The organism is Exiguobacterium sp. A1_3_1 (assembly GCF_048985645.1).
GTDB lineage: Bacteria > Bacillota > Bacilli > Exiguobacteriales > Exiguobacteriaceae > Exiguobacterium_A > Exiguobacterium_A indicum.
In genome coordinates, this window is the sequence record NZ_WBYY01000061.1 from 1 (window position 1) to 16,392 (window position 16,392).

Consider the following 16,392-nt stretch of genomic DNA (forward strand, 5'->3'; position numbering starts at 1 on the left):
TGTATAAGAGACAGCCCGACGTAAGACTGAATATTGATCGAGATCTTTTTCAATCAGCTCCATCTCGTCGATGCCTTGCGCGACGAAATGATTCAACTGTTCGCGACGGTACAAGAGGATAGCACCTTCTTTTACATCGAGCAGTTGCAACAAGATCGTCAGGACGGTCTCACAGGCCGCTTCGACATTTTGCGTCGCTAACGCTTCCATGATTTCATTGCGTTGCTTCAATTTCAGTTCGACTTCTCGTAAATTCTGTTGTAATCGATTGATTTCACGTTGATCGAGTGATGTGAGTCGTGCCTCAGCTGATGCCGGAACCGTTCCTTGGCGCAATCGGTAAGGACGGTCCTTCGAGTGGTCGCGTAAGATTCGTTTCAACGTGTATCCTCCTTTCTGAATGCATTCCTGTTACAAATTATAGCATGGTCCCTATTTGATCAACAGTTCGAGTACTGTCTTCCTTATATGCTGGTTTGCACTAATGCACGAAATGCCTCTTCAAAGGCCCGGTCCGCATCGCGCGTCCGTTTTTTCGGTCCTTTCGTCCGTCCTCCTGCTCGCCGGATTTGTTGTCCGACATGGCGGGTATGAAGCAATAAATCGATATTCTCGTTCGTGAACTGACGACCGTTTTGGTCAATCGCGAGTCCTCCTCGCGCTAAGACGAGTGCTGCTAGACCGTAGTCTTGGGTCACGACGAGATCACCACGTTTCATCCGATTGACGATCGCGTAATCTACGGCATCTGGTCCTTGTCCGACCGTGATCGTCGTCGCCCCCTCCCGCATCATCTGGTGTGCTGTATCACAAACTAAAAAGACGTCACGTCCCTGTCGGTGTCGAATGACGAGATCGACAACGGGACATCCGTCCGCATCTACGAAAATAGACATCTGCATCCTCCCTTGTTGGTTCCACTATCAGTGTCACAAACCAAAAGATTTCTTGTCAAGTCGCGTTTCCCATTTGACCGTTTCTTCGTTCTTTCGGACAATGGAAAAGAGAGGATGTGTTGAAATGAACGCTGCGACGTTCCAATCTTTTTACCTGTTATTGAAAAAAACGAAACCCCCGGTCGGATTATTATCCGCCGCTGTTTCCGTCTCCGTCATCCAAGCGCTGGCTGCCCTTGCCATTCCTTGGTTCTTAAAGACGTTGATTGACGGTTTTACAGTCGATCGACTGACTCCGCAGCTGATCAGTTTATTTGTGATCGTCTTCGTCGTCCAAGTCGTCGCGAATGCTTTATCCATCTATTGGTTACAGATCGTCGGTCAACGAATCGTCGCCAATTTGCGGACGCTCCTATGGAAACACCTGTTGACCTTGTCGATTCCGTTCTATGATGAGACGAAATCTGGCGAGCTCGTCTCGCGACTCAACAGTGACGCTACGACACTCCAACAATTGCTGTCGGAGCAACTCGTCCGCCTGCTGACATCACTCGTCTCGATCATCGGAGCGATCACGATTCTGTTCTTCCTCGACTGGCAAATGACACTCGTCATGGTCATCGCTGTACCCGTGACGCTACTAATCATCATCCCGCTCGTGCGGAAGCTGCATAAGATATCCCGTGAGACTCAGAAGGAACTCGCAGGATTATCTGGTTTTTTCGCCGAGATGCTCGGCGAAGTCCGACTCGTCAAATCACAAGCAACAGAACCCTATGAGTTAGATCGTGGGAAAACTCGCATTGAGAATCTTTATGGCTATGGCGTCAAGGAAGGACGAATCCAAGCCCTCTTGTTGCCGATCTTTAACGTCACCTTAACGACGATGTTGATCTTGATCATCGGCTTTGGTGCCTACCGCGTCGCGACGAACCAGATCACGGCGGGGGAACTCGTCGCCTTCTCACTCTATTTGTTCCAAATCATGACGCCGCTCGTGACGATGACTGAATTCATCACGAAGTTACAGAAGGCTCGCGGGGCGACAGAGCGAATCATCGAGCTTCTCGATGAGACACCGGAAGCACCAGGAGCGCTTGTTGCGCCGCGACCGTTTACGGACGTCACGGTCGATCACCTATCATTCGGATACAATGAGACGCCGATCCTACAGGATGTCAGCTTTACGTTACCACGCGGCAAGACGACAGCGATCGTCGGTCCGAGTGGATCCGGGAAGACGACATTATTCGCGATACTGGAGCGATTCTATCAACCGACGTCCGGGCAAATCCGACTCGGAGATCAATCCATCGCTGATTTGACGCTATCGTCTTGGCGCCAAGCGATTGGTTATGTCGCCCAAGACTCACCTGTTTTATCGGGAACGATACGTGACAATCTCATCTACGGTCTTGCGGAAGACGTCAGTGAAGACAAAATCCGTGAGGCTGCACGAATGGCGAATGCCGATACGTTCATTGAACGTTTTCCGGAAGGGTATGCGACTGAAATCGGAGAACGGGGTGTCAAGTTGTCCGGTGGTCAACGCCAACGGATTGCGATCGCACGTGCACTCCTCCGTGATCCGGAAATTCTATTACTGGATGAAGCCACGTCAAGCCTCGACTCCGAGTCAGAGCGAGTCGTTCAGGAAGCACTCGAGCGATTGATGGTCGGACGGACGACGTTCGTCATCGCCCATCGTCTCGCGACTGTTCGTCATGCCGATCAAATCATCGTCCTTGAAGATGGTCGGATTTCCGGCATCGGGACACATGATCGTCTTGTCGTCGACAATCCATTGTATAATAAGCTCGTAACGCAACAATTCATCGGCACGGAACGTGCAAGGGGGAATCACGTATGAAGACAGTCGGTTTCATCGGATTAGGTGTCATGGGACAAGGCATGGTCCGCAACCTGCGCAAGGCAGGTTTTACAGTCAAAGGATATAATCGTACGAAAGAAAAAGGACTCGTCCTTGAAGCAGATGGTGTCGAGATCGTCGATACGATTCAAGACGTCGTCACCGATGTCGACGTCGTCATCTCGATCGTCGGTTATCCGCAAGACGTCGAGCAGATCTACTTCGAAGACGGAATCCTCGACCATGCGGCACCAGGAACGATTCTGATTGACATGACGACATCCAGTCCGGCTCTTGCAGAACGCATCGCGCAGGAAGCGGCAGCACGCGATCTTCAGGCACTGGACGCACCTGTCACAGGTGGTGACCTCGGCGCGAAGAACGGGACACTCGCTATTCTCGTCGGTGGTGAAGAAGCGCCTTTCGTACAAGCGAAGCCATTATTCGAAGCGATGGGAAAATCGATTTCACTCTTCGGTGGTCCTGGTAAAGGACAATCAGCGAAACTCGCGAACCAAATCGCGATCGCCGGCTCGATGATCGGAACAGCGGAGATGCTGTTGTTCGTCACGCGGTCCGGGATTGACCCGACGCAATTCATCGAGACGATCAAATCTGGTTCTGCCGGTAGCTGGAGCCTTGAGAACTTGATTCCGCGCGTCATCGCTGAAAACTACTCACCTGGTTTCTTCGTCAAGCACTTCATCAAGGATATGCGTCTTGCTCTCGAACGCGGCGCTGAGATGGGCATCGCGACACCTGGTCTTGCACTGACGAAGGATTTATATGAACAACTTGCTGAGCTGGGTCATGCTGATTCCGGTACACAAGCGCTTTATCTGTTGCTCGCTGAACGTTCACGCGCTTCGGTAGAATGAGCAAAAGCCTGTACGCTACGTCTACTGACGTAATGTACAGGCTTTTTTCGTTCATCCCTCGACGGATGATTGACGTGTTGGTTTCAAGCGTTCATAGAAGTGTGCCATCGTCGTATCGAAGTATGGCGTCAAGAAGATGACCCCCACAGTACTAAGTAGTGCGAGGATACCCCAGCCGATGAAACTCAGGTAAAGCATGATCAGTTCACGCTTATGCCCTTTCATCATCCGACGACTCTCACCGAGTACTTGCCAAAACGACAATTCCGGTCGGTCGACCAAAATGTACGGAACGAGGCGATACGCTAGATAAAAGTACAATGCCGGTAAAATCAAAAATGATCCGACATAGACCAATACCGTCACGATCGCGTAAGCGGCAATCGTCCGGAAAGCACGTCGAAACGAAGAAAATCCTTCGAATAACGTTCCGATGCCAGCAGATTCCCCGCGTGTGAAGCGTAAGTAAGCAATCGTTCGTCCGACCGTCACCGGAGCAAGGACGATCGTTACGACCATGTTCAGTCCGGCGAAACGGACCATGCTGTCAATGTCATCTCGATCAAAAGACATCCGGCTTGCTGCAAGCGCAAAGATCAGGAAGTAGATGATCGAGATGCTTAGCCCGACCAGCCAGCGTCCTTTTAGTGTACCAAGGGCGTCTTGTTTTAATTGTTTAGGGTTCATGTCGTACTCCTTCATTTCCACTATTTCCATCTTTGATTCTAGCGTAGTCCCGTTAAAAAACCTAGTTATCCCACTCTGCTTTTCAAACGCATCACGGAATCGTCGAAAATCCGTCACTAACACATACAAAAAAATCCATTTTTCTCATCTCATCAGATTTGAAAAATGGATTCGTGCGGTATAGGATTAGCCGAGAAGTCGTTTCAATGCTTCAACACGTTCTTTTTGAATGATACCGTCTTGTAAGACAGCGGATCCCACATGTAGTTCCGATGCCTTCGTCGCTTCAAGAAGCGTTTCCGCATTCTCAAGCGTAATCCCGGACCCTGGTAAGATGATCAAGTCTGGATGTTCCTCGATCAAGCGCGCAATCGTCTCTTTTCCTTCTAACGCCGTCGCTTGACCACCTGACGTCAAGATCCGGTCGACTTCCGGAAAATCAGCGAGCACTTCTGTCGCTTCGAAAATATCACGACTACTGTCGATCGCCCGGTGGAACGTCAGTGACAGTTCCCCTTTATGTTTGATAATTCGACCAAGGAAGCCTTCGTCGATGCGACCGTCTGCGGTCAATGAGCCAACGACGATCCCGGCAGCACCGAGTTCACGGATCAAGTCGATATCCGTGATGATCGTCTCCTCATCTGATTTCGAATAGACGAACGACTTACTATGTGGTCGAACGAGGACGTGAACCGGAATCTCGACCGTCGAGACGACTTGACGAATCAGTCCATAGCTCGGCGTCAACCCACCTTCGGATAATGCGGAAACGAGCTCGATCCGGTCCGCTCCGGCTTGTTCTGCTGCGACCGCTTCTTCTACGGTCGATGCGATGATTTCTAACATGATGCATCCCTCCCGCATCAGTGTATCATGAGACGACCATCCAGTTCACGCGTTCGTTGAACAGTTTCATCTCCCACGATGGTGGATAGGAGGCTGGACTGAGGACGATCTTTGCACGGCGGAACTCTGCCACCTTATATTTACGATTGCCTTGGAATTCATCATTTGCCAAAAAGGCATAGACGTCCTTCGTACAACTGATGACGGCTTTTTGAATCAGTGAGGATTCAATATCATCGCTGACGAAGCCACGCTCGATTTCAGCACCGTCAAACGATAGAAAACAAGCATCAAAAGCGTAAGCATCGAGCGCCTGCAAGACTTCGACTCCGACCGTCTGCCCGTAAGCATCGACTGTCCCACCGAGTAATCGAATTTCACCTTTGAACGGTCCCGTCTTACGGCACTGCTCCAAGTGACTAGCGACCATCAGTGAGTTCGTAACGATTGTCGCGTTTCCCGTTAAATACGGCAACAGATGCTCGACCGGCTCACCTCGACCAAGAAAGATACAGGAATAATCGCTGAGCCATCCTTTCGCATAACGCGCTAAACGGCGAGATAACTGATCCGTCCGACGTGAGATCGGTGTCTCTCGTTTTCCTCCTTGATAGATGGCGCCACCATAGACGCGCTTCAATTGCCGTTCCCGTTCGAGTTCCTCTAAGTAGCGTCGTACCGTTTCTCCCGAGACATCGAGACGTTCGATCAAATCCTTCGTCATGACTTTCCCTTCCTCTTCCAGCCATTCCATGATGCGTGATTTCCGCTCTTCTCCTAACAACGACACGTGCGCTTCCCCCTTCACAGACAAGTTCTAGTTCTAGTGTATCGAACGTCTGTAAAGGTCTTGTAAATCAGATGTAAATAAACGTGTAGTTCCTATGAAATGTCGTTGAATTCGTCCGTTATCCGACTTTTTTCACAAACAAAAGACGCATCCGCATCTCAATGAACGAGATGTAGATGCGTCTTAATGACTCATTCAGACGGTTTCTTTGCAAAGAGTGGAATCTTAGATTCTGTTCCTTGGCGAATCCGTTGGATGTTCTCGCGGTGCTTGAAGATGACGAACAAAGCAAGAACCGTAAAGAACGTCGGAACGATCCAATCGTTCGTCAAAAAGCCGATGGTGATGGAAACAACGATTCCGACACTTGCCGCCACGATTGAACTGAGCGACACCATCCGGCTTAGACGAAGTGTCGTCAAAAAGGAGACGAGCAGGAAGATGAACAGAACAGGGCTCGTCACGAGCAACATCCCTCCGGACGTCGCAACTGCCTTTCCGCCTTTGAACTTCGCGAAGATCGGATAGATATGACCGATGACAGCTGCTAATCCAGCAAACAACGGATGTATATTTGCTCCCATTAAGATTGGAACAAGGCTTGCGACGGCTCCTTTTCCGAAATCACCGATCAATACGATGATTCCCGCCTTTTTTCCCAAGACACGGAACGTATTCGTCGTTCCGAGATTCCCGCTACCATGTTGGCGAATATCCATCCCGTGTCCCCACTTCCCGACAAGAAGTGCGAACGGTATCGAACCAAGCAGATAGCCAAGAACTAAAATCCCTATGATTTCAATCATAGTCAACCTCCAACCTCTTAGTGACCGACTTTCATATATTCCTCAAGAGTCTGTCCGTTATTTTTAATTTGTGTCGCGACATCGACACCGACATAACGAATGTGCCATGGCTCATACGTATAGCCTGTCCGTGATTGGAAACCACGATCGTAGCGCACGATGAAACCATATTTGGCTGCGTTATTCGCAATCCATTTTCCTTCTTTCGTATCACCAAGGGCAGCTGTTAACCCGTTACCAACGCTTGGTGCCGAAATATCAAAAGCAAGACCTGTTTGGTGCTCACTGTTACCAGGACGTGCTGAATATTGATCAGCAGCTGCCTTGCCATCACGTGCGACATAATTATTATACAATACTTTTTGACGTGCGCCTGAACGGAATCCGCTGACAGCGTTCAATGTCACGCCTTCTTTTTTAGCAGCGGCGAACATCTTTTCCATCTGTTTCGCAGCCGGCGCCCGCATGTAGCTTTGCTCGAGCACACCCGAGTATGAGAAGCTGACGTTCGGGACGACAAGATCCGATGGCTTGTAGTCGATCGGCAAGCCATATTTCTTATTGACGACGACGAGATTACCAAGTGATAGATTTGCTTTGGCATTTGCTGATTTATCGACGTCCGGTGTTTCATCTTCTGGTTTCGACGGTTTCTCTTGTTCTGGATCCTGAGATGAACTATCCGGTTTATCCGTCGATTCGTCTTTGTTGTCTTCTGTTTTGTTCTCTGAAGCTGGTGTATCGTCTTTTTGTTCTTCTTCTTTTTTCGTCTCATCCGAAGAACCTTGATCTTCTTGCGTTGCCGCGTCAGACGAATTGTCTTCTTGTTTTGCTTCTTTTGACGTATCGTCTTTTGCTGTTTCGTCTGTTTTATTTGTTTCGTCTTTGTTCGTGTCTTTTGCTGTGTCTTCTTTTTTCGTTTCGTCGTTTGATTGTTTTGTCTCATCTGATTTCTGTTCCGTTTTCGTTGTATCATCCGCTTGTTGATCCCCAGGATTACATCCTGCAAGGAGAAGCGCTAACGTACTGACGGTTACGATTTTTTTCATGAGTAAGACCCCTCTTCTTTTTATGCTTCTCTATGTTACCGCTAATCGTTCCATCCGTCGAGTCTACTTCCGACAGATAGAGTAAGTCCCTACCTTACTTCAGCTTCTTTATTTTCGCAAATGATTCTGACTTTGTCATCGGTCGTTAGTACCAAGTGCTAAATTTTACTGTTCAGACTGAAAAAGCTGAAAAAAGAAAAAAGCAGAACCGATTCAAAAATCGATTCCGCTTTTGATGCATCTCTTCACGCTTCCGTTAAGAGTGCTGCGTCCGTCTCACTCATCTTCTCATAAATTTCGTGCCAGTTCGGGAACACCTTCGGCAAGCGAATCGGTCGGAAGTTTTCCTTCTTGACGACGACGTGTGTCGTTTTCGCAGATACCGCAAGTTTCCCGTCCGGATGTTTGACTGTATAGCCATAAATCGTCCGTAGTCCATCGTAATGATCAATCCAAACCGTGACGACCGCTGTATCACCGTACGTCAACGAGCGTTTGTAATCGAGATTGACATTCGTGACCGGGGAGACATAACCCGCATCTTCCATCTCCTTGTAATCAAGACCCAAGGACTGGATTAATTCTGTCCGTGCGAGTTCCAAATAGACGAGATAGTTCGAATGATAGACGATGCCCATCATGTCCGTCTCGGCGTACCGGACAGGTATTTCAATCGTGTGCATGTAGCTTCCCCCTTAAAAATCCTCTTTTTCAAGATAGGACCATTCTGAACCGGACAAGCTAACTTTGTCAATTAATCGCATCGACTGCTTCGCGATCGCCTGTTCGACGATCGTGATCGCCGCCCGTGCGTTTCCGTTCGGAACGACATCAATCTTCTCGTTAAGCGTCAACCGTGCGTCCTCCGTCAGCTCGTATCCGAACCGTGCTGCGTATCCTTCAATGATTTGAATCAACTCGTCTGGCGAATAATTCGGGAAGTGGAACGATCGCTTAAAGCGTGATTTCAGTCCTGGGTTACTCGCAAGCAAAGCGTTCATCTGTTGCTCGTAACCCGCAAGGACGACGACGAGATTGTCTTGATGTTTCGTCATCTCATCCACGAGCGTATCAATCGCTTCCTTCCCGAAGTCGTTCGCTCCACCGTTTAACGCATACGCTTCATCAATGAATAAGACACCACCCAGCGCGTCGCGAATTGCGTCGCGCGTCTTTTGCGCTGTTTGTCCGACGTAACCGGAGACGAGATCCGCCCGGCTGACGACTTTCAGATGTCCGCGTTTCAAATAACCGCATTGTCGTAACACATCAGCATAAAGCTGCGCGACAGTCGTCTTTCCGGTCCCGCTATTGCCGCTAAAGACCGCATGCAATTCGACCGGTAAGACTTTATAACCAGCTTCCCGGCGACGTTTTTGCATCGACAACAGAGCTTCAATCTGTTTGAGTTCATCTTTAAGATCAGACAATCCGACGAGCGAAGCGATCCGCTCCTCAACGGTTGCGTCCGGTTCTTGCACCATCTCGAAGTCTTCTTGTTCGAGTAAGGCAAAGTCTTCGTGACTGGCACTCTCTCCAAGGCTTGATCCCTTCTTGAAGATCGCATCAAGCACGATATTTCGGACGGCGCGTCCATTTCCGAAACTGGCGTCAACCCGTTCTCGTTCCAGACGACCGAGCAACGCTCGCTCTGCTTGTTCCGTCAAGACGTAGTCGTTCGCGGTCGCGATCGACCGTCCGATGGCGAGCAGCTCCTGATCCGTATAGTCGGCGAGTAGATAATGATTTGATTCCGGGAAACGACTCCGCAGTCCAGGGTTCGCCTTCAGGAAATCACGCATCTCTTCTGGGTAACCAGCAAGCACGACCGCAAATCGCCCTGCATATTCCCCACTCGTCATCGCTGCGACGAGCGTATCGATCGCGGCCTGACCATAATCGTTCCCACTTTGTCCGGCACGTTTTAAGGCATAGGCTTCATCGATGAAGAGCACCCCTCCGACGGCTTCGCGGACTTTACTCATGACCTGTTCTTCCGTCTGACCGACGAACGCACCGACAAGCGATGAACGATCCGTCTCGACGACTTCCGGTCGTTCGAGAAGTCCGAGCTCGTGATAGATTTTTGCCATCAAACGGGCAAGCGTCGTCTTTCCGGTTCCGGGGTTACCCATGAAGATCATGTGTAGCGATGGTTGATCGCTTGAACGGTAGCCATCTTCCGATCGTTTTTGTTGATACTTCAAGAAGCGATACATATGATGGACCCGTTGTTTGATGTCTTCGAGACCAATCATCGCGTCGAGTTCTTCGAGTGCTGAGCGTTCGACTTGTTTGCTTTCGACGGGGAGCAAAGCGACGACACGTTTGAGATCCTGGATTGTCGTCGCTTTCAATTCCGTCATCTCGCGAAACGCTTCTCGGGAATAGAAACGCTCTTGCAAGCTATCGACGAATGTCTGCGCTGTCTGTTCAAGCGTGGCACTCGAACGCAGTAATGCCGTTCCAGCTTCGAACAGTTCCGTCCAGCGACCAGCATCCAATCGACGCAACCGTTCCGTCAGTTCGACGATTTGTTCCGTCTCCTCGACGATTTGGCTTGCTTGGAGGATCAGTTCTTTCGTCGCTGATCGTTTGGCGTTCGCATTGTCCGTCTCGCGAATCGTCGGAAACGTATGCGCAACAAGGCGCTGATACGTACTTTGTAATTGTTGTTCCGTCAACAACTGCTCAAGACGAGCTGGCAAACGACCATGCTGACGGATTTCTTGCATCCAACTCTCAGCTAAGGCATCCAGTCGTCCCGTCATGATATAGCGATGTTCGACGAGTAACGCCAAGATGCGGACGAGTGCTTCCGTCTCTCCAAGCAACCGGCTACTTTGAGCATACCGTAAGGCGAGCACCTCCTCGACCTTCGCGCCCTCTTCCCACGCTTTGATTTGATTGAACATCTCCTCTTTCGAGAATGCTTCCATGTTGAACCTCCTGCGTCTCGAAAAAACCGACTTTGTCCGCTACCGTTTCGTAGCGTCATCGCCGGTCGTTTCTTGTTTATTTTGCTTTTAACCAATCCGGATCGAACGTATCGATCGTTTCAAAACTCTTCATCTTGACAGAGTAGAACAGTTTACCGTTATTACGTGACTCCGCACCGAGTACTTTCGAACGGTCGGAAGCGACATAATACGTTGCTTGTTCTTGGTTGTTTTCTTTATCGAAGATCGATGGGTATTGTTTGATCCAGTCTTCTGGTACCGTGCTTGATGGTTCTTTTTTCACATACACGTCTGCTGCCATTCCAGCGATGTCCGCTTCTCCCTCGACTTGTCCGAAGTCACCTTTGTTGATGAAGGCGAGGATCTGTTCGTTGAAGCCACGTGAGAGGAATGGGCGCGGCGCACTGACACTTTTGCCGGCTTTCGTCTCATTGACTAACTTCCCTGTCGCATCATACTCACGGAACATCGTCCCGTTCCAGATCGCAAGCGATCCTTTTGACGGACCGTCTACGACTTCTGTCCGGAAATGACCTTTGTCATTAAAGACGACTTCATACGTGCGTGATTCAAGTTCATCTTTTTTCGTCGCGAGCTTCTTCTCAACATATTGGATGCGTGTCATCGTATAAAACGGTTTGACCGTCGCGGCTTTTTCATCGCTTGCGGTCTGCGTCTTGTTCAAGAGATAAAAATTGTAGGCAAGGAGGATCGCCATTGCCACGATTGCTACTGCAATCCACGTGCTCGTTCGTTTCGTCATGCCATGTACACCTTCCTAGCTCAAGTCTCTATTCCTTATCATCGTATCGGTTTTATAAGGAGAATACAAAGGGTTTGTCCGAGATTTCACGATTTCTGACTAAATTCGTCAGACTTTTGAACAAATCAGAAAATGGTCAGGACGACAAAAAAAGGCGAACCGAATGAATTCGGTCCACCCTTGATTACGTTTATGCTTCTTTCGGCGTCAGCGAGACGATCATCGACTCATCGACCAAGTAATAGCTATGATGCGGCATTTCACGCAAATAGCCATCTTGAAACAACATCGCGCAGTCGACTTGGAACGTTTTGCTATACGGTTTCAACGGGAGTTTCTTCACCCGGTCAAAATAGCGATCGACGGCAACCTGGACATGATCCATCTCATAGACGAGTTCCCGATCTTTTGCCTCCATGATGGTGAATGTCTCACGCGACATGTAAAACACTTGTGTCGAACGTGCTTTCAAATACGGCTCCAACTGCTTTAAATCGATGCGTTGTTCGTTGTCTAAAAGCACTGTCCGATTCGTCCCTTTCGGTAGTTCGGATTCAAAGGCATGCGTCGCTTGTTTGACTTCATCAAGCGTCACGTCACGCATCGGCAACGGCTGGTCTTCCTTCGGTTGAAACCACTTCTTGAATCGGTTCACCTTTTTCCTCCTCTCGTCAAAAAAAGGTGGGGTTTCCCCCACCTTTGATTAGACAACTTATGCTTGTTGGAGACGCTCACGAAGGACCATTGGAAGGATCCCGCCGTGACGGTAGTAATCGATGTCGACTTCTGAGTCGAAACGAGCGATCGCTTCGAATTCAGTGACTTTTCCGTCTGCCGCTGTCGCTGTGACTTTAACGATGTCACGTGGACGAACAGACTCATCGATTGCGATGCTGATCGTTTCTTCACCTGTTAAACCAAGTGTTTCAGCTGTCGTGCCTGCCACGTATTGCAGTGGAAGAACACCCATCATGACGAGGTTTGAACGGTGAATCCGCTCGAAGCTTTCCGCGATGACGGCTTTGACGCCGAGCAAGTTCGTTCCTTTTGCTGCCCAGTCACGTGAAGAACCCATACCGTAATCTTTACCAGCGAGGATGACGAGACCTGTGCCATCTTCTTTATACTTCATCGCAGCATCGTACATCGCCATCGTTTCGCCTGTTGGCCAGTACGTCGTGAAGCCACCTTCTGTACCTGGTGCGACTTGGTTACGGATGCGGATGTTCGCGAACGTTCCGCGCATCATGATTTCGTGGTTACCACGACGTGAACCGTATGAGTTGAAGTCTTTTGGTGCAACCCCTTTGTTGACGAGGTATTGACCGGCTGGTGTCGTTTTCGAGAATGAACCCGCTGGTGAGATGTGGTCCGTCGTAACCGAATCAGCAAACTTACCGAAGACACGGAGTCCGTTGAGCGCTTCGACTTGACCAGCTTCCTTCGCCAAGTTCTCGAAGAACGGTGGGTTTTGGATGTACGTCGACTCACCGTCGAAGTCGTACTGATCCCCTGTTGGCACATCAAGGTTGTTCCAACGTTCGTTTCCTGTGAAGACTGAATCGTATTCTGCACGGAAGCTTTCTGGTGTGACGACCGTGTTGATGATCGTTTGGATCTCATCACGTGACGGCCAGATGTCAGCGAAGAAGACTTCTTGTCCGTCTTTGCCTGTTCCGAGTGACGCGTTCATGATATCGACGTCGACTGTTCCTGCAAGTGCATACGCGACGACGAGTGGCGGTGAAGCCAAGTAGTTCGCTTTGACGAGCGGGTGGACACGACCTTCGAAGTTACGGTTACCGGAGAGGACAGACGATACGAGTAAGTCTGAACCGAGGATTGCGTCTTCGACTGCGCGGTCGAGTGGACCAGAGTTCCCGATACATGTCGTACAGCCGTAACCGACCGTGTTGAAGCCGAGTTCGTCAAGGTACGTTTGGAGTCCTGATTTCTCGAGGTAATCCGTAACGACCTTCGATCCTGGCGCAAGTGATGTCTTGACGTATTTTGGAACCGAAAGACCGAGTTCGATCGCTTTTTTCGCGACGAGTCCAGCACCGATCATGACGTATGGGTTTGATGTGTTCGTACAGCTCGTGATCGCAGCGATTGCCACGTCACCCGTACGCATTTCAACTGCTTCGTCTTCGAACTGAACGACAGCGACTTTGTTCGCTTCTTCTTCCGCTAAGCCGAATCCAGCGTTTCCTTGTGGAGCCGTCAACGCTTTTTTGAATGATGTATGAACATCCGTCAAATCGATCCGGTCTTGTGGACGTTTTGGTCCAGCAAGGGCAGGAACGATTGTCGAAAGATCGAGTTCGACTGTTTTCGTGAATGTTGGATCTTCGTTTTGTGGCGTGTAGAACAAACCGTTTGCTTTCGAGTAGTTCTCGACTTTTTCGATCAATTCTTCATCGCGACCTGTCAGACGAAGGTACGTCAATGTTTCTGTGTCGACTGGGAAGAATCCACATGTTGCACCATATTCTGGCGCCATGTTCGCGATTGTTGCCCGGTCAGAAAGTGACATCAAGTGGAGTGATGGACCGAAGAACTCGACGAATTTACCAACGACGTTCTCTTGACGGAGCATTTCCGTTACACGAAGGGCAACGTCTGTTGCTGTCGTTCCTGGGTGCATCTCACCTGTAATGCGTACACCGATGACTTCTGGTACTGGGAAGAACGATGGCTGTCCGAGCATGCCCGCTTCCGCTTCGATCCCACCGACTCCCCAACCGAGGACGCCAAGACCGTTGATCATCGTCGTGTGTGAGTCCGTTCCGACGAGTGTATCCGGGTACACATCAACTGTACCGTCTGCTGTTTCCTTTTCAAGGACGACAGATGCCAAGTACTCGAGGTTAACTTGGTGGACGATCCCTGTTGCTGGTGGTACGGCACGGTAGTTATCGAATGCCGATGTCGCCCAGCGAAGTAATTTGTAACGCTCTTCGTTACGTTCGAATTCGAGATCCATGTTTTCTGCAAGTGCTCCAGCAAAACCGTAAGCATCGACTTGAACCGAGTGGTCAACGACGAGGTCGACTGGTACTTCTGGGTTGATGACCGATGGGTCTCCACCGAGATCTTGCATGGCTTTACGAAGTGACGCGAGGTCAACGACCGTTGGAACACCTGTGAAATCCTGAAGGATGACGCGTGACGGTTTGAACGGAACATCGACGTCATTCGAAACTTGAGCTGTTCCCCATTTCGCCAAGTTCTCGACGTGTTCACGTGTGATCGAACGACCATCTTGTTGACGAAGTACTGACTCGAGCAGGACACGAATCGAGTATGGAAGGCGTTTGACTTCCGTCAATCCGAGTTCTTCCAATTTTTCAAGACTATAGTACTGATAATTCTTACCGTTTGCTTCAAACGAACGGCGTGCGCCAAAGACATCTTGCGACACATCTGTTTGCTTCATGGTGATTCCCCCTTTAAGTGTTCACGACATCAAGCCCCTGATACCGCTTACTTGTACAGTTCTATCATAGTATAATATGGATTCCGTTACAATTTGAAAGAACAAAAGACTTTCGATAAGTTTTACTTATTGCCGATATTAGAAAATTATTCTGTTGTCCTGTTTTTCTCATATTTCCAGTCTCGCGTTTCCATTTAGAATGTTCAGGGTACTTAAAAAGTGTAGTACGATATCCGATTCTTGTGGAGGCGTTTATTATGGCGAAATACAAAAGCGATGCAACGCACGTTATTACGACAATCATTTTCAGTGATGTAGAAAAAGCAAAAACAGGCTTTGCGATGATTAAGGATCTCGAGGCAATCAAGGAAATCGAGATGGATCAGATGGTTCTCGCAAAACGTGACGAAGCAGAGGGCTTCTCTTTCATCGATGCCATCGACTTCACGCAACAGGACCAATCCTTCAAAGGCTCATTGATCGGCATGGCAATCGGTGTCGTTGGTGGTCCGTTCGGTATGCTCGTCGGCTCCGTTGCTGGTTACTTGATTGGTGCGAACCGGGATGAGAAGAACGAGCGGGAATCATTTGATTTGTTCAACCGGACGCTGAATCAGATCAATCCTGACCATTACGGTGTCATCTTGATCAGTGAGGTCAACGAAGATTCAGAAGCCGTCAATGCAATCGCTGCTGAACTTGGCGCGACGATTCGTCGGACTGGTGAGACATTACCGGATGGTACGGTCTAATCAAATCAGAGTTGTCACCTTTACGTTCTCGTTTTAAACGGGGACGTTTTTTAATTCCTGGATCACCTGTTTTGCTGCTTCCTGTGTCGTGTCAGGATCTACTTTGTTTAATGAATTTTGTTGTACGGATATGAGGATGTTTTTGTAGCTAATGATGAGGAGCTCGCCGTAACTACCGTTTGATTGATACTGAACCAGATCATTGCCTATGTATCGATCCGTATACGCAAAATGAATCGCTAACTGCGTATCTTGTTTTTGGTTTTCAAAATAAAGTGTCTCCTGGGTCGATGGCGTATCAATCGTTCCGTCAACCGTTAACCATCTTCTCTTCTCAAAACTCAAGGATTGGTCGACAGCCGTGAAATCTGCACCGATCGTACTATCCTTCAACTGAAACTGATCCATCTTCAAGTGTTCATTCATATGCTTGAACAGCTTTTCATACTGAACTGGATTTAAGATGGGGTGTTTCGTCTGATTCGTATGCGTAGTAGTTTTGACTTCTACTTTTTTCTGTTCCGTCGTGACCGCCTCATCCGTGCATCCAGCGATCAAAAACACACTTGAAAACAGAATCAACATAGTCCCCTTATAATTCATAGAATATCCTCCCCAATTGATAATAACCTTCCATCATTTCGCCTTAAAAT

At 49.1% G+C, this 16,392-nt stretch carries 15 protein-coding genes and 1 pseudogene; 3 read left to right on the forward strand and 13 right to left on the reverse strand.

The window, feature by feature from the left end; genetic code table 11:
- Together F8N00_RS08305 and F8N00_RS08310 are read right to left on the reverse strand one after the other, a co-directional pair.
- Positions 1–381 (reverse strand): annotated as a pseudogene (locus tag F8N00_RS08305) (histidine kinase); the annotation flags it as partial.
- An 83-nt stretch (positions 382–464) separates the two neighbouring features.
- The gene (locus F8N00_RS08310; protein WP_058265220.1) at positions 465–896 is read right to left on the reverse strand and encodes a YaiI/YqxD family protein; all 432 of its coding nucleotides are present in this window, start codon (positions 894–896) and stop codon (positions 465–467) included.
- A 124-nt stretch (positions 897–1,020) separates the two neighbouring features.
- Between F8N00_RS08310 and F8N00_RS08315 the strand changes: the two genes are divergently transcribed.
- Both F8N00_RS08315 and F8N00_RS08320 read left to right on the forward strand, forming a co-directional pair.
- Positions 1,021–2,766, forward strand: coding sequence for an ABC transporter ATP-binding protein (locus F8N00_RS08315; RefSeq protein ID WP_421018023.1), 1,746 nt, complete (start codon positions 1,021–1,023; stop codon positions 2,764–2,766).
- Positions 2,763–3,644: an NAD(P)-dependent oxidoreductase gene (locus F8N00_RS08320; RefSeq protein ID WP_214747875.1), complete on the forward strand. Its 882-nt coding sequence runs from the start codon at positions 2,763–2,765 to the stop codon at positions 3,642–3,644. Before F8N00_RS08315 ends, F8N00_RS08320 begins: the two co-directional genes overlap by 4 nt.
- Before the next feature lie 51 nt (positions 3,645–3,695).
- Here the strand turns inward: F8N00_RS08320 and F8N00_RS08325 are convergent, their stop codons facing one another.
- The 10 genes from F8N00_RS08325 to acnA all read right to left on the reverse strand — a co-directional run bounded on the left by F8N00_RS08325 (position 3,696) and on the right by acnA (position 14,987).
- Positions 3,696–4,331: a DUF975 family protein gene (locus F8N00_RS08325; protein ID WP_035398088.1), complete on the reverse strand. Its 636-nt coding sequence runs from the start codon at positions 4,329–4,331 to the stop codon at positions 3,696–3,698.
- 186 nt (positions 4,332–4,517) lie between these two features.
- The gene (locus F8N00_RS08330) at positions 4,518–5,180 is read right to left on the reverse strand and encodes a copper homeostasis protein CutC (protein ID WP_336449241.1); all 663 of its coding nucleotides are present in this window, start codon (positions 5,178–5,180) and stop codon (positions 4,518–4,520) included.
- 25 nt (positions 5,181–5,205) lie between these two features.
- A complete protein-coding gene (locus F8N00_RS08335; protein ID WP_023467804.1) occupies positions 5,206–5,970 on the reverse strand; it encodes a DeoR/GlpR family DNA-binding transcription regulator in 765 nt (254 codons plus the stop codon).
- Between the two features lie 191 nt (positions 5,971–6,161).
- Positions 6,162–6,776, reverse strand: coding sequence for a glycerol-3-phosphate 1-O-acyltransferase PlsY (plsY, locus tag F8N00_RS08340; protein ID WP_336449240.1), 615 nt, complete (start codon positions 6,774–6,776; stop codon positions 6,162–6,164).
- Between the two features lie 17 nt (positions 6,777–6,793).
- A complete protein-coding gene (locus tag F8N00_RS08345; protein ID WP_336449239.1) occupies positions 6,794–7,825 on the reverse strand; it encodes a M15 family metallopeptidase in 1,032 nt (343 codons plus the stop codon).
- Positions 7,826–8,070: 245 nt separating this feature from the next.
- Positions 8,071–8,508 carry an acyl-CoA thioesterase gene (locus F8N00_RS08350; RefSeq protein WP_023467801.1) on the reverse strand — a complete coding sequence of 146 codons (438 nt, stop codon included), beginning with the start codon at positions 8,506–8,508 and terminating at the stop codon, positions 8,071–8,073.
- 12 nt (positions 8,509–8,520) lie between these two features.
- Positions 8,521–10,764, reverse strand: a complete 2,244-nt coding sequence (locus tag F8N00_RS08355) for an AAA family ATPase (RefSeq protein ID WP_421018024.1) — start codon at positions 10,762–10,764, stop codon at positions 8,521–8,523.
- Positions 10,765–10,840: 76 nt separating this feature from the next.
- Positions 10,841–11,548, reverse strand: a complete 708-nt coding sequence (locus tag F8N00_RS08360) for a hypothetical protein (protein WP_023467799.1) — start codon at positions 11,546–11,548, stop codon at positions 10,841–10,843.
- Positions 11,549–11,738: 190 nt separating this feature from the next.
- Positions 11,739–12,203 carry a DUF3939 domain-containing protein gene (locus F8N00_RS08365; protein WP_023467798.1) on the reverse strand — a complete coding sequence of 155 codons (465 nt, stop codon included), beginning with the start codon at positions 12,201–12,203 and terminating at the stop codon, positions 11,739–11,741.
- Positions 12,204–12,260: 57 nt separating this feature from the next.
- Positions 12,261–14,987, reverse strand: a complete 2,727-nt coding sequence (gene acnA, locus F8N00_RS08370) for an aconitate hydratase AcnA (RefSeq protein WP_336449238.1) — start codon at positions 14,985–14,987, stop codon at positions 12,261–12,263.
- A 257-nt stretch (positions 14,988–15,244) separates the two neighbouring features.
- Between acnA and F8N00_RS08375 the strand changes: the two genes are divergently transcribed.
- Positions 15,245–15,739 carry a hypothetical protein gene (locus F8N00_RS08375; protein WP_336449237.1) on the forward strand — a complete coding sequence of 165 codons (495 nt, stop codon included), beginning with the start codon at positions 15,245–15,247 and terminating at the stop codon, positions 15,737–15,739.
- Between the two features lie 33 nt (positions 15,740–15,772).
- Here the strand turns inward: F8N00_RS08375 and F8N00_RS08380 are convergent, their stop codons facing one another.
- Positions 15,773–16,342, reverse strand: a complete 570-nt coding sequence (locus F8N00_RS08380) for a hypothetical protein (RefSeq protein ID WP_336449236.1) — start codon at positions 16,340–16,342, stop codon at positions 15,773–15,775.
- Positions 16,343–16,392: the final 50 nt, after the last annotated feature.

Bases quoted from the DNA above. Each gene is read 5' to 3' on its own strand.
- F8N00_RS08375 (WP_336449237.1), top strand. From the start codon at position 15,245: ATGGCGAAATACAAAAGCGATGCAACGCACGTTATTACGACAATCATT.
- F8N00_RS08310 (WP_058265220.1), bottom strand. From the start codon at position 896: ATGTCTATTTTCGTAGATGCGGACGGATGTCCCGTTGTCGATCTCGTC.
- F8N00_RS08355 (WP_421018024.1), bottom strand. From the start codon at position 10,764: ATGGAAGCATTCTCGAAAGAGGAGATGTTCAATCAAATCAAAGCGTGG.
- acnA (WP_336449238.1), bottom strand. From the start codon at position 14,987: ATGAAGCAAACAGATGTGTCGCAAGATGTCTTTGGCGCACGCCGTTCG.
- F8N00_RS08325 (WP_035398088.1), bottom strand. From the start codon at position 4,331: ATGAACCCTAAACAATTAAAACAAGACGCCCTTGGTACACTAAAAGGA.
- plsY (WP_336449240.1), bottom strand. From the start codon at position 6,776: ATGATTGAAATCATAGGGATTTTAGTTCTTGGCTATCTGCTTGGTTCG.
- F8N00_RS08320 (WP_214747875.1), top strand. From the start codon at position 2,763: ATGAAGACAGTCGGTTTCATCGGATTAGGTGTCATGGGACAAGGCATG.
- F8N00_RS08380 (WP_336449236.1), bottom strand. From the start codon at position 16,342: ATGAATTATAAGGGGACTATGTTGATTCTGTTTTCAAGTGTGTTTTTG.
- F8N00_RS08345 (WP_336449239.1), bottom strand. From the start codon at position 7,825: ATGAAAAAAATCGTAACCGTCAGTACGTTAGCGCTTCTCCTTGCAGGA.
- F8N00_RS08360 (WP_023467799.1), bottom strand. From the start codon at position 11,548: ATGACGAAACGAACGAGCACGTGGATTGCAGTAGCAATCGTGGCAATG.
- F8N00_RS08315 (WP_421018023.1), top strand. From the start codon at position 1,021: ATGAACGCTGCGACGTTCCAATCTTTTTACCTGTTATTGAAAAAAACG.
- F8N00_RS08330 (WP_336449241.1), bottom strand. From the start codon at position 5,180: ATGTTAGAAATCATCGCATCGACCGTAGAAGAAGCGGTCGCAGCAGAA.
- F8N00_RS08350 (WP_023467801.1), bottom strand. From the start codon at position 8,508: ATGCACACGATTGAAATACCTGTCCGGTACGCCGAGACGGACATGATG.